The sequence below is a fragment of the Rossellomorea sp. NPDC077527 genome (assembly GCF_044542955.1).
In the GTDB taxonomy this organism is placed as follows: Bacteria; Bacillota; Bacilli; order Bacillales; family Bacillaceae_B; genus Rossellomorea; species Rossellomorea aquimaris_E.
In genome coordinates this window covers 831,545-843,742 of the sequence record NZ_JBITVL010000001.1, presented here as the reverse complement: position 1 = coordinate 843,742, position 12,198 = coordinate 831,545, and the positions used below count along the sequence as shown (strand labels likewise).

The 12,198-nt window shown below is 43.1% G+C and carries 12 protein-coding genes and 1 riboswitch; of the genes, 4 read left to right on the top strand and 8 right to left on the bottom strand.

Going from position 1 to position 12,198, the window contains the following annotated elements; genetic code table 11:
* Positions 1–566: 566 nt before the first annotated feature.
* A complete protein-coding gene (locus tag ACIGG7_RS04310; protein WP_397548956.1) occupies positions 567–1,487 on the bottom strand; it encodes a methyl-accepting chemotaxis protein in 921 nt (306 codons plus the stop codon).
* Between the two features lie 96 nt (positions 1,488–1,583).
* A riboswitch (cyclic di-GMP riboswitch) is annotated at positions 1,584–1,668 on the bottom strand.
* A 162-nt stretch (positions 1,669–1,830) separates the two neighbouring features.
* A complete protein-coding gene (locus tag ACIGG7_RS04305; protein ID WP_263628212.1) occupies positions 1,831–1,965 on the bottom strand; it encodes a hypothetical protein in 135 nt (44 codons plus the stop codon).
* A gap of 242 nt (positions 1,966–2,207) precedes the next feature.
* On the opposite strand from ACIGG7_RS04305, the gene ACIGG7_RS04300 reads away from it, so the two are divergent.
* Both ACIGG7_RS04300 and ACIGG7_RS04295 read left to right on the top strand, forming a co-directional pair.
* The gene (locus tag ACIGG7_RS04300; RefSeq protein ID WP_397548955.1) at positions 2,208–2,783 is read left to right on the top strand and encodes a TetR/AcrR family transcriptional regulator; all 576 of its coding nucleotides are present in this window, start codon (positions 2,208–2,210) and stop codon (positions 2,781–2,783) included.
* Positions 2,784–2,862: 79 nt separating this feature from the next.
* The gene (locus ACIGG7_RS04295; RefSeq protein WP_397548954.1) at positions 2,863–6,030 is read left to right on the top strand and encodes a bifunctional cytochrome P450/NADPH--P450 reductase; all 3,168 of its coding nucleotides are present in this window, start codon (positions 2,863–2,865) and stop codon (positions 6,028–6,030) included.
* Positions 6,031–6,423: 393 nt separating this feature from the next.
* On the opposite strand, the gene ACIGG7_RS04290 is transcribed toward ACIGG7_RS04295, so the two are convergent.
* The 3 genes from ACIGG7_RS04290 to ACIGG7_RS04280 form a co-directional block, all read right to left on the bottom strand.
* Positions 6,424–7,290, bottom strand: a complete 867-nt coding sequence (locus tag ACIGG7_RS04290) for an AraC family transcriptional regulator (protein ID WP_397548953.1) — start codon at positions 7,288–7,290, stop codon at positions 6,424–6,426.
* 94 nt (positions 7,291–7,384) lie between these two features.
* Entirely contained in the window at positions 7,385–8,830 is a 1,446-nt protein-coding gene (locus tag ACIGG7_RS04285; RefSeq protein WP_397548952.1) for a DEAD/DEAH box helicase, read from the bottom strand.
* A 287-nt stretch (positions 8,831–9,117) separates the two neighbouring features.
* Entirely contained in the window at positions 9,118–9,318 is a 201-nt protein-coding gene (locus ACIGG7_RS04280) for a cold-shock protein (protein ID WP_034762315.1), read from the bottom strand.
* A 243-nt stretch (positions 9,319–9,561) separates the two neighbouring features.
* On the opposite strand from ACIGG7_RS04280, the gene ACIGG7_RS04275 reads away from it, so the two are divergent.
* On the top strand, positions 9,562–9,774 hold the full coding sequence (locus tag ACIGG7_RS04275) for a hypothetical protein (RefSeq protein ID WP_397548951.1): 213 nt from the start codon (positions 9,562–9,564) through the stop codon (positions 9,772–9,774).
* A 73-nt stretch (positions 9,775–9,847) separates the two neighbouring features.
* Here the strand turns inward: ACIGG7_RS04275 and ACIGG7_RS04270 are convergent, their stop codons facing one another.
* The 3 genes from ACIGG7_RS04270 to ACIGG7_RS04260 all read right to left on the bottom strand — a co-directional run bounded on the left by ACIGG7_RS04270 (position 9,848) and on the right by ACIGG7_RS04260 (position 11,283).
* Positions 9,848–10,048, bottom strand: coding sequence for a cold-shock protein (locus tag ACIGG7_RS04270; RefSeq protein ID WP_224942973.1), 201 nt, complete (start codon positions 10,046–10,048; stop codon positions 9,848–9,850).
* Positions 10,049–10,276: 228 nt separating this feature from the next.
* Positions 10,277–10,423 carry a DUF3934 family protein gene (locus ACIGG7_RS04265; protein ID WP_397548950.1) on the bottom strand — a complete coding sequence of 49 codons (147 nt, stop codon included), beginning with the start codon at positions 10,421–10,423 and terminating at the stop codon, positions 10,277–10,279.
* Positions 10,424–10,518: 95 nt separating this feature from the next.
* Complete coding sequence (locus ACIGG7_RS04260; protein ID WP_397548949.1) at positions 10,519–11,283, bottom strand: MerR family transcriptional regulator; 765 nt, start codon at positions 11,281–11,283, stop codon at positions 10,519–10,521.
* A gap of 179 nt (positions 11,284–11,462) precedes the next feature.
* Between ACIGG7_RS04260 and rluF the strand changes: the two genes are divergently transcribed.
* Positions 11,463–12,170, top strand: coding sequence for a 23S rRNA pseudouridine(2604) synthase RluF (gene rluF, locus ACIGG7_RS04255; RefSeq protein ID WP_397548948.1), 708 nt, complete (start codon positions 11,463–11,465; stop codon positions 12,168–12,170).
* Positions 12,171–12,198 lie beyond the last annotated feature (28 nt).

Genomic DNA, 12,198 nt, shown 5'->3' with positions numbered 1-12,198 from the left:
AAAATATTTGGGTGCAAGAAAAAAGCACAGGCCACTGCCTGTGCTTTTTGTAAATGGATGTTGAATATACCGATGGTGCACGAAGAAGACCGCACTTTCCCCTGATGAATTTGGATTCGTACAAAGACATCAAAAAAGCACCATTCAGTAGATATTCAATTCTATTCTTAAAGGGGAAGAAGACCCCCCCTCTCTTCATGCACGCCAAATGAAGAATTCCTTTAAAAATAGTCAGACCGATCCCATTTACCCTGCACACAAGCAGAGCCTTTGAACTTATTCAATTAAGCGTTCAAATTGCGGATGCGTAGTCTGATTAAAATCAAAAGGAAAACCTCCATTTCTCATAAGTTAAACCCATCATACCACACCTCGAGATGGATGGGAAGATATGGTTTGAGGGACGGACCTCCACATACCGGTTTAAGATGGTGGGATTATAGGTATTGGAGGTCCGTCCCTCACTACACTACTGTCCTAAAGTAAAAAAGCTCCAATTCTTCACGTTTTCCATTTGATTCACAAACGGAAGGATGAAAAATTGGAGGTCCGTCCCTCACCAAGCTTTACAAAATGTTTTTGAAGTCTTTTGCTTGTGAGTCCAATCGACGGGCTGCGCTTCCTATTTCTTTGAATGCCAGGACTGCTTGCTCGTTTAGTGTTTGGTTATTTGTTATGCCTGACTGTGAACGGATTGTTCCTTCATTGATTTTGTTGATTTCTCCTGTGATCCCTTCTATATGGGAGTTCACTTCCTGGATGGAATCCTGCACCCTCGTTGCAAGCTTTCTGACTTCTCCTGCAACGACGTTAAACCCTCTCCCATGTTCCCCTGCCCGGGCTGCCTCGATGGCCGCGTTCAACGCGAGTAGATTTGTCTGAGTCGCAATTTCCCTAATCGTTTTGACAATGTTTCCGATTGAATTTGCCTGCAATGTAAGTGACTCAAGTATTGTCATATTCTCATTCGAGTCAGAAACCAGCTTTCCAGTCGCTATGGCTGCTTCCTCACTTCTTGTTATACCCTGCTCTGCTTTTTCACTTAATTCTTCTGACATCTTCTGTAATTCAGAAGCTACCTTTTCAATCGTTGTTTCCCGTTCGGTAATATCCGTCGCAACCTTAACAACACCTTCAAGATTTCCTTCTTCGTTATAAACCGGCGTGTATGTTGCTTCCAAACTGAGAAGCCTACCAGTCTTTGTGACTCGTTGAATTTTTTCCTGAAAGCTTTTTCCGCTTCTCAAATCCCGCCACAATCGTTTATATTCCAAGCTTTTAGAAAATTCCTGTGTACAAAATTTTTCATGGTGCATGCCAATCATTTCTTCCACACCATATTCCATCGTCCTGGCAAAATTTCCGTTCACCCATAGGACTCTACCGTCAGCATTGAATTCAATCATGGCCAGCGAATCTTCAATGGCTGCAAGTAAGGCAGATTCCCCAAAGACTTGAGTACTTTTTCTCAATTCCGTTTTAATCACGTTCAACACGTCCTCATTCATTAAAGTTTTGGTTAAGATGAGACTAATATGTATAAAAGAAACATCAGTAAATACATAACACTGACTCTCACCATTTTAAGTGCTGGCCGGTTGCGCCACTCGCTCCAATTCACTAACAGCGCCCATCTTAAAGTGAATTCTCATAGCTTCCAACTTTACTATTTGTAAGACTATCCTACTAGCTCTATCTTAATATAACAACAGATATTCGTAATATTAGAAAAAATTCTTCACTTTATTATTGCTGGAATGAGGTCCGTCCCTCACTACGTTAACCAAATAAAGAAAAAGACCCCAAAAATCTGGGGTCTTGTATTTTACATTAACATCCTAATCTATCACATACTGCTTCTTTCAAAACAGATACCAGGTTACTATTCGGAGCCAAAATCGATACTACTAACCAAGCGACAAGTAACAACGCAGCAATCAGAAAGGTAATCAGACCTAATGCCATTAGAATCCCCCCTTTCTATTAAAACTTCTAGTAAGTGAGCTCTCTTACAAAGTTATTCTATGAAAAATTGCTAGAGTTGGACCGGCAAGTATCATAGGAAACAATAAAAGGGCAGATACCTTCTTAACAAAACTTTCACAAACAATGGGTACTTCGTGTGATTGAGATAAATTTCACATGGGTATACACTATTCTGGAATGAATATTCATTCCGTATTAACGTTATGAAAGGCTGAAATGGTATGTCATTGGCATTAAATAAGCGGGACTGCATCGTGGCGAGCTCCCTTGTTCTTTTTGCAGAGAGGGGATTTGATGCTACGACAATTCCCATGATTGCCACATCTGCCGGCGTCGGAGCCGGTACAATCTATCGATACTTCGAAAATAAAGAAGTGCTTGGAAATACGATATTTCAAGAATATGTTGAGCTGTTTACAGAAACGGTGAAAAAGGATTTCCCTTATGAACAGTCGATCCGTGAGCAATTCCATCACCTGTTCCGATCAATGATTCTGTTTACAAAGGAACAGAGTCAGGCCCTTTACTTTATCAAAACACATAGCAGTGCCCATTTTTTAAATGAAGAAAGTCATGCAAGTTTCAAAGGCCTTCTGAATATCTTTAAATGCTTCTTCGATTCGGGTAAAGAGAAAAAGGAGATTAAAAATCTGCCTTCAACAGCTTTAATCGCCATTTTATATGGTGCCTTTCTCGAGCTGCAGCGATTGGTACGAATCGGCGAGTTAAAGCCTGATGCCGCTATGCTTAATGACGTAGAAGAAAGTATGTGGGACGCTGTCCGATTACACGGATGAGAAACCACGTGTTTCTCATCCCTACGCGGAATGAACGTTCATTCCGCAAACTAAACCATTATGATGAGGTGAAGGAAAAATGACACATCAAACTCAATATCCACAACCGAAAACCTATGGCCCCCTTGGGAATTTACCAGTTATCGATAAAGAAAAGCCCCTCCAATCATTTATGAAGCTTGCGAGAGAACTAGGACCCATCTATCAGTTCCAGTTTCCTGGAAGAACGAGTACCTTTGTTTCAAGCGCTTCCCTTGCAGGGGAATTATGTGATGAAACCCGTTTTGACAAAAAAGTAGGCCCTGCCCTTCAAAAGGTCAGAGCATTTAGTGGAGATGGTCTTTTCACCAGTGAAACGAAAGAGAGCAATTGGAAAAAGGCACATAATATCCTTCTCCCCAGCTTTAGCCAGCAGGCCATGAAAGGATACCACACCAAAATGGTGGATCTCGCCACCCAGCTCATTCAAAAATGGAGCCGCCTGAATCCAACAGATGAAATTGACGTTCCTGAAGATATGACCCGTCTGACCCTGGATACCATCGGACTGTGTGGCTTCAATTACCGTTTCAACAGTTTCTACCGCGAAACCTCCCATCCTTTCGTTGACAGTATGGTTCGCGCACTGGACGAAGCGATGAATCAATCCCAGCGTCTTGGGGTCCAGGATAAACTAATGATCAAATCAAAAAAACAATTCAGGGAAGACATCGAGTATATGTTCTCCCTCGTTGATGAATTGATTGCCGAACGGAAAGAAAACGGGAATCAAGGTGAAGAGGATCTACTTTCTTATATGCTGCAAGGAACAGACCCTGAAACAGGAGAAGCGTTGAGTGATGAAAACATCCGCTTTCAAATCATTACATTCTTGATTGCAGGGCATGAAACGACCAGTGGACTCCTCTCCCTCGCCCTCTACTTCCTGATGAACAATCCGGAAAAACTGAGAAAGGCTCAAGAAGAAGTTGATCGCGTTGTAGGCGATGACATACCTGACTATAAGCAAGTGAAACAAATGAAATACGTCCGGATGGTCTTGAATGAAACACTTCGACTCTGGCCGACCGCCCCTGCTTTTTCCGTCTATGCGAAAGAGGATACAACCCTGGGTGGCAAATATGATGTCCAAAAAGATGATGTGTTCACACTGGTCATCCCAGAACTCCACCGCGACTCTTCTGTGTGGGGAGATGATGTCGAAGCATTCATCCCCGAACGGTTCGAGGATCCTTCATCCATACCGTATCATGCATATAAACCATTTGGTAACGGACAGCGAGCATGCATCGGACAGCAGTTCGCCCTTCATGAAGCGACACTGGTCCTTGGGATGGTGCTCCAGCACTTTGACTTGATCGATCACAAAGACTATGAATTGGATGTAAAAGAGACTCTGACCCTTAAGCCGGATGGATTAACAATGCGGGTATCACCACGTAAGCCTGCATTGGGATTCTCGATTGCTTCTAAAGGGGAAGAAAACTCTCAGCAAGAGAAGAAGCCTGCTGTGGCGGAATCTTCCCATGGAACACCTTTACTTGTTCTGTATGGCTCAAACATGGGGACGGCAGAAGGTATCGCACGTGATCTTGCGGAATCGGGACGTCAACAAGGGTTTTCTGCAGAGGTTGCTCCTTTAGATGGATTCAGTGACGGACTCCCGGCAAATGGGGCTGTTCTGATTGTCTCAGCTTCATATAACGGAAATCCACCTGACAATGCAGGTAAGTTCATTTCCATGCTAAAGGAAAGTCAGCCAGGTGAATTTGAAGGTGTCCACTATGCTGTATTTGGATGCGGTGACCACAATTGGGCCACCACGTATCAGCGTATCCCGAACTTCATTGATGAACAGCTTTATGAAAAAGGCGCGCACCGTATAACAGAAATCGGACACGGCGATGCAAGCGATGACTTTGAAGGAGATTACGAAAAGTGGGCTGAAGCTCTATGGCCCAATCTGGCTGAAAGCTTAAGCATCGAACTCCATCAAAATGATCAAACGAATAGCTCCATTACAATGAATTTTGTCAGCGATGTAAGCGACACACCACTGGCACGCACGCATCATGCTTTCACAGCCGTGGTGAATGAGAATTTCGAATTACAGCATGCTGAAAGCGGCCGAAACACAAGGCATATCGCCCTTACCTTACCAGAAGGTGTTACGTATCAGGAAGGAGATCATGTCGGAGTCCTTCCACAAAATCCGTCGACACTTGTCGAGCGAGTGCTCACTCGATTCAACTTGAACGGACACGACTACGTCCAACTGACGGGAGATTCTGGAAAAGCCGTCCATCTGCCTACCGAAAAACCGGTGAAACTTCGAGAACTACTGGGGAATTATGTAGAGTTCCAAGAGCCCGCTACCCGCTCTCAAATCCGTGCTCTAGCCGCTCATACCGTCTGCCCTCCTCACGTTGTTGAGCTTGAAGAACTACTGAAGGATGAGACCTATAAAGAAGCGGTACTAAACAAACGCATCACCATGCTGGATCTGGTTGAAAAGTATATGGCATGTGAAATACCATTTGAAGGATTCCTGGCATTGCTTCCTCCTTTAAAAGCACGCTATTATTCAATCTCAAGCTCGCCTTTATACAAGAATGGAGAAGCGACCATCACTGTCAGCGTCGTCCGGGGAGAAGCTTGGAGCGGTAATGGAGAGTACAACGGAATCGCATCCAACTATCTGGCAAATCGTGAAGCCGGAGACAAAATCGCCTGCTTCATCAACAGACCGCAATCGAACTTTCAACTACCTGAAGACACGGGGACACCGATTGTCATGGTTGGCCCTGGTACGGGAATCGCTCCGTTCAGAGGGTTCATCCAAGCACGCGCTGTTCTCAATGAGCGAGGGAAATCACTCGGTGAGGCACACCTTTACTTCGGTTGCCGAAATCCGAAGCACGACTTCTTGTATCAGAACGAATTAGAGAAAGCCGAACAAGACGGAATAGTCACATTGCACACAGCATTTTCAAGATGCCCGGATCAGGAGAAAACCTATGTCCAGCACCGGTTAGCCGAAAATGCGGAAGAAATTCTGCCTATACTGAAAGATGGCGGACGCTTATACATCTGTGGTGATGGAAGCAAGATGGCCCCATATGTGGAACAAACCTTAGTAGAAAGCTATATGCGTATCTATCAAACATCGAAAGAAGAAGCCGATAAATGGCTCCGATCATTAGAAGAAGATGGTCGATATGCGAAGGATGTTTGGGCTGGATCATGATTGGAGAGAAGCGAACCCTTATGGGGTTCGCTTTTTTTAGTAGTGTTTCTGGATTGTGCTATCGTTTGGAGTGGTTTCGCCGATATATTTGAGATTTCGCCGTTAAATCCTGGATATCGCCGTTATATTAAAAATTTCGCCGATAAAATCAGAATTTCGCCGATAATTGGATATCAGTCACGCTCTGGACGTGATGAGACATCAAGCTGCTTGGGTGTTACACGTTTGCTCGTCTGAATTTCGCTGATAAGTTTGATATTTCGCTGTTATAATTCAGATATTGCCGTTATATTAAAAATTTCGCTGATAAAATCAAAATTCCGCTGATAAATCACCCATACATCCTCCAACACTAAAAAAACAGTGAATCCAATAGAATTCACTGTTTCTCCCTTACTTCTTCCTAACCGGTATCCAAATTTCACTCCTAAACGTCTCAGAGCCAACATCATTACTTTCATTCCACAACATCTCCGGTCCCTCTGCCAGTTCATAGCTCGAAGTAGGAAACCATTCAGCGTAAATTCTCCCCCACACTTGCTGCAATGTGTCGGGAAATGGCCCAACCGCTTCAAATACAGCCCAAGTCAGCTTGGGAACATCCAGTTTCGATAAGTCTGTGGGACATTCTTCCGTTGTGGCCGCCCCGATGTAATGATCAAGCTCTCCTTTCTCCTCCATTCTTTCATCGGAGAATTGGACAGATGCACTAATTAATCCTCGTGGTTCCACATTTGATATACGTTTTAACTGCTTGATCCTGTCCGCGTCTAAGCTCTGCCACATGGCTGCAATTTCAGGATTCACCCCATTAAAAATGATTGGGACTCGCTTCATGATCCCTACAATCGAAAACGGCTCTTTCTCGACGAGTCGATAATTCATTTCATTGCCTCCTCTGATGGATAACTGGAAGGTCATAGGTGGAAATGCTTTGATGGAATGCCCCTTCGCTTGTGAAGGGGTGATCCCGTGGATTTTCTGAAAGACTCTCGTAAAGGAATCAGGTGAAGAGTAGCCATATTTCATGGCGATATCGATGATTTTAACGTCGCTGTTTTGCACTTCAAGTGCTGCCAGGGTCAAACGACGGCGTCTGATGTATTCCGATAAAGGAATCCCGGCCAGGAACGAAAACATCCGCTTAAAATGGTGCTCGGAGCAATATGCTCGCTTTGCCACATCTTTCAAACTGATTTCTTCTGTTAGGTTTTCTTCAATATACCGTAAAGCGTCATTCATATTCTTTAAAGAATCCACTTCCCCTACCTCCTTATTCAACAGAATAGCAAGAATGAAAGGGAGCATCCCGACTTATGGTGCTCCCTTTTGCAGGGTGTGAAATCGAAAGAACTTATCCCCTCGCTTCATGCACCTTCAACATTTTCCCTTTCACCGTCGTCTTTTTCATCACTTGCAGAACCAGCGGCCCTTTTCCATTCAAAATCTCCACGTACGAAAGATTTTCCTGGATCGTAATGATGCCAATGTCTTCGGCAGACACACCATCGATCTTTGCAATCGTCCCGACGAAATCAACAGCCCTGATTTTCTTCTTCTTCCCGCCGTTGAAATAAAGTTTCATGATGTCCCTATTCAACTGCTCACTCTTATCCAATTTATAATCCGGCTCTTCATCGAGCTTCCGTTCAAAGTCATGTTTGGCATCAGCCACCGCTTCCGGTGAAGGGGCCTCCACTTTAGGTATATTGAAACCGACATATTCTTCGATCTCTTCAAGGAACTTCTCTTCATATGGTGTGCAGAACGTGATTGCTTTGCCTGACAGACCTGCCCTTCCCGTTCTCCCGGTACGGTGAACATAGCTTTCTTTCTCCATTGGAATATCATAATTGATCACGTGGGTGATGTTCTCAATATCAATCCCCCGAGCTGCTACATCTGTCGCCACCAGGTAGCGGAAATCTCCACGTTTAAAATCGTCCATCACCTCAAAACGAGCCTCCTGAATCATGCCGCCATGGATTTTATCCACAGGGTAACCAGAACGGTCCAATTCTTCACATAAGGTATCGACATTTTCCTTTGTCCGGCAAAAAATGATGCAGCTATCCGGATTTTCAACGGTTGTCACATTTTTTAATAGAGAAAGCTTTTCTTCTTCTTTCACACCAATTATCGAGTGATCAATTTTATCCGTCGTAATGCCCGCTGCTTTGATCTCAATATGAACCGGCTTCTTCATATATTTATGACACAGTGTCTCAACGTCCTCTGGTAAAGTGGCAGAGAATGTCAGCGTCACACGGTCTGTTGGCAGTTCCTGAATAATCGCTTCCACCTGATCGATAAAGCCCATGTTGAGCATTTCATCCGCTTCGTCAATGACCAGATAGGATAGCTTATCCAAGGGAAGAGTCCCTTTTTCAATATGGTCGAGCACACGGCCGGGTGTACCGACGACGATATGATTCTTCTGCTTCAGCTCTAGTTTTTGGCGGTGAAAAGGAGACTTCCCGTACACAGCGGCCGCTTTGATCCGCTTATATCTCCCGATGTTCGTGATATCTTCTTTCACTTGCACCGCAAGCTCCCGTGTCGGGGTCAGAATCAGTGCCTGTGGTTTATTTTCTTCCCACTCCACCATCTCACAAAGGGGGATCCCGAAAGAAGCTGTCTTTCCACTTCCTGTTTGGGAACGTACAACAAGATCTTTTTTCTCTAGAGCAAGTGGAAGCACTTTGGACTGGACTTCCGTAGGGGTTTCATACCCCAATCCAGACAGTGCTCTTTCAATTTCTTCACTTAACTTAAAATCTTTAAATTTTTTGATTGCCATATCATAACCTCATTTAATTTTTCTTATTTTCATAGAAATGTGGTGATTCTATTCAAAAAAATACTCTTTTAAAATTCTTTTTAAATTTATTTAGGTATTCCACCAATACTGTGTTATGCTTTATCTAACCATTTTTAACTTGTAACATGTTGTCTCCGGGACCGACGAACGCTGTCGGTCCCTTTTTATTTTCTAAAGCGCAGGCGGCTTGCCCAGGAGTGACAAGCATAAGATAAACCAATAAAAAAAGGACCCTTCTTGAAAGGGCCCTTTTTTCTTAAAAGCTATTACGCTTTAACAACGTTAGTCGCTTGAAGTCCACGTTGACCTTGCTCAGTGTCAAATGTAACTTTTTGACCTTCGTCTAAAGATTTAAATCCTTCGCCTTGGATAGCTGAGAAATGTACGAATACATCTTCTCCACCTTCGATTTCGATGAAACCGAAACCTTTTTCTGCGTTAAACCATTTTACTGTACCTTCTTGCATGTGTGTTTCCTCCTGTGTGGACATAGAATCCACGATTTATTACTATCGTTGCTCAAGTTAGATATCAAAGGCGAAAAGTTTAAAACTTATTCTTTCCTTACAGACCGAACAAAAATAATTCTTCTTAAGATTAACAGATAAACGGATAAAAAGCAAATGCATTCAAAAAACTGCTCAAATCCCCACCATTAAAGGTATATAGAGCTACGTTGTCGAATGGTATGTTATAAAGGAGATGAACCAATGGATAAAATCGGTTTACTCAAAACATTAAACAAAGCAAGTCGTGGAAACTTTTTTTCAATTGAGCTACCTGCACATTCAATAGAAGAAGCTGAAACCATTGAAAAAGCGGCTGCAGAATTAGAAAAAGAAGGAAGAATCAAGATAAGGGAGTGTACACAGAAAGGGAACACTGTCTACATTCAAGGAATCATGAAATATGCGTTAGCGTAGTAGGTGCCAATTCCTCTGGCATCTTTTTTTACATAAAAAAAGGACCCTTTAGAAAGAGTCCTTCTTAAAACAATTAGAATTTGTTTACGTTAGTCGCTTGAAGTCCACGTTGACCTTGCTCAGTGTCAAATGTAACTTTTTGACCTTCGTCTAAAGATTTAAATCCTTCGCCTTGGATAGCTGAGAAATGTACGAATACATCTTCTCCACCTTCGATTTCAATGAAACCGAAACCTTTTTCTGCGTTAAACCATTTTACTGTACCTTCTTGCATGTGTGTTTCCTCCTGTGTGGAATTGAATCCACGATTTATTACTATCGTTGCTCAAGTTAGATATCAAAGGAGAAAAGTTTAAAACTTATTCTTCCCTTACAGACCGAACAAAAATAATTCTTCTTAAGACTAACAGGGAAATTTTAAAATAGCAAATACATTCTTTCTGTTTCTATAAGGTCAAAAAAAATAAAAGTCCATCTCCATAAGGAAATGGACCCATCACTACTATTCTTCCCGTTTACCGCCATGCTTTACGCCTTTACTCGTATAAGGCTTATTGCTCTTCTTCTTATTTGCCCCTGCCTGCCAGCGATTCCAGCCTTTCTTTCCAGTCCCTTGTCCGGTTCCGCTCTTTTTCTTTGGTTTACTCATTTTTTCACTCCGTTATGATTAGGTTCGTACTTTCTAAACTCATTTCCTTATCATAACACGAATCAACTGAGCAAAATACTTCTTGTTTATTCCACCTAGTTTTTCTGCCCTGTATAAATGTGGATTGCGTCCCGAAGGAATTCTGCCGTCCCTTCCTGCTCTGCATCATAGTATGCTTTGAACCGTTCATCATCGACATACATTTGAGCTAGTCCGGCATGTGCTTCCTTGCTATAGTGCCCCCAATAGAAGGTGATCCATTGTCTGTGCAGATCAGCCGCTTTTTGAGCTTCCTCACTTGCAGGGTCACCCTTCTGGAAGGCTTCCCCTAACGTTCGTTTGATTTCCTGCTGAAGCTCTGTGACCCGTTCGTGTTCTTCCTTTGACATATTTATGACTCTGGCATTCGATTCATCCACTTTTTTATCACCATATTTCTCCCGCGCTTCTTTCCCATACTTTTGTTCATTGTCTTCTACCATTTTCTCTTTGAACCCTTCAAACTTTTCTTTATCCGTCATCGTAATCTCCCCTTCCTTTACACGTAACGTTTTATCGACATTCGCAATCAACTGATCTAGCTGTGCACGCCTTTCCAGTAAGGTGTCACGGTGCTTCTGTAAGGCCCTTGTTGCGTCGAAGGCAGGATCATCCAAAATATCCTTAATCTCAATCAGTCCTACACCTAATTCTTTGTAAAAGAGAATCTGCTGCAGGCGGTCGACTTCACTCTGACCATAGATCCGGTATCCTGAAGAGTTTGTCCTTGCCGGCTTAAGGATCCCGATTTCATCGTAATACCGGAGGGTCCGAGTACTCACACCTGCGATTTCCCCAAGCTTTTTAACGCTATATTCCATGATTTCACCTCCTGATAGGTTTTACTTTACAACTTGACGCTGCGTTAATGTAAAGGGGATTTCATAAAAATATTTTATCTTTTAACATGAGGGGATCTAATTGGGGATTTCCTTGAAAATAAAGTGCCAGTCCGATATTCTTAGTATAGTCATTTTGAGTATAAGGTTGTGTTGAGAATATGCGAATTAATAAATATATCAGTGAAGCCGGGAAGGCATCCAGACGCGGTGCCGATAAACTGGTCGCAGAAGGCAGGGTCACCATCAATGGACGTGTCGCAAAGATCGGCGACCAAGTGAACCCCGGAGACGATGTGCTAGTGAGTGGTGCTCCTGTCCGAGTCGCCCGTAATAATGTATACATCGCTTTGAACAAGCCTGTCGGGATCACCAGTACGACAGAAAAAGGCGTCAAGGGAAATATTGTCGACCTCGTCAATCATCCACTCCGAATCTTCAATATCGGACGTCTTGATAAAGATTCGGATGGATTGATTCTTTTGACCAATGATGGGGATATCGTCAATGAGATCCTTCGCGCCGAAAATCAGCATGAAAAGGAATATATCGTTACAGTGGATCGCCCGATTTCAGAAGACTTTTTAAAGCAAATGTCAGAAGGCGTCAAGATCCTCGGCACGAAAACGCTGCCCTGTAAGGTGGAGCAAATTTCGAAATATGTATTCCAAATCACTCTTTCTCAAGGGTTGAATCGTCAAATTCGCCGTATGTGTGAGGTCCTTGGATACGAAGTGTACCGTCTGCAGCGGACACGCATCATGAATATCCATTTAGGAAATCTTCCAGTGGGACAATGGCGCGATCTTTCCAAAAAAGAGAAGAACAGATTGTTTCAAGATTTGAATTATGAACCGAAAGAATGGTAATGTCATAAGGCCCGCTGCTCCTGAGCAG

Coding starts and splice junctions, on each gene's coding strand:
- ACIGG7_RS04265 (WP_397548950.1), bottom strand. CDS start 10,423: ATGAGTAAACCAAAGAAAAAGAGCGGAACCGGACAAGGGACTGGAAAG.
- rluF (WP_397548948.1), top strand. CDS start 11,463: ATGCGAATTAATAAATATATCAGTGAAGCCGGGAAGGCATCCAGACGC.
- ACIGG7_RS04300 (WP_397548955.1), top strand. CDS start 2,208: ATGTCATTGGCATTAAATAAGCGGGACTGCATCGTGGCGAGCTCCCTT.
- ACIGG7_RS04270 (WP_224942973.1), bottom strand. CDS start 10,048: ATGCAAGAAGGTACAGTAAAATGGTTTAACGCAGAAAAAGGTTTCGGT.
- ACIGG7_RS04280 (WP_034762315.1), bottom strand. CDS start 9,318: ATGCAAGAAGGTACAGTAAAATGGTTTAACGCAGAAAAAGGTTTCGGT.
- ACIGG7_RS04275 (WP_397548951.1), top strand. CDS start 9,562: ATGGATAAAATCGGTTTACTCAAAACATTAAACAAAGCAAGTCGTGGA.
- ACIGG7_RS04305 (WP_263628212.1), bottom strand. CDS start 1,965: ATGGCATTAGGTCTGATTACCTTTCTGATTGCTGCGTTGTTACTTGTC.
- ACIGG7_RS04260 (WP_397548949.1), bottom strand. CDS start 11,283: ATGGAATATAGCGTTAAAAAGCTTGGGGAAATCGCAGGTGTGAGTACT.
- ACIGG7_RS04295 (WP_397548954.1), top strand. CDS start 2,863: ATGACACATCAAACTCAATATCCACAACCGAAAACCTATGGCCCCCTT.
- ACIGG7_RS04285 (WP_397548952.1), bottom strand. CDS start 8,830: ATGGCAATCAAAAAATTTAAAGATTTTAAGTTAAGTGAAGAAATTGAA.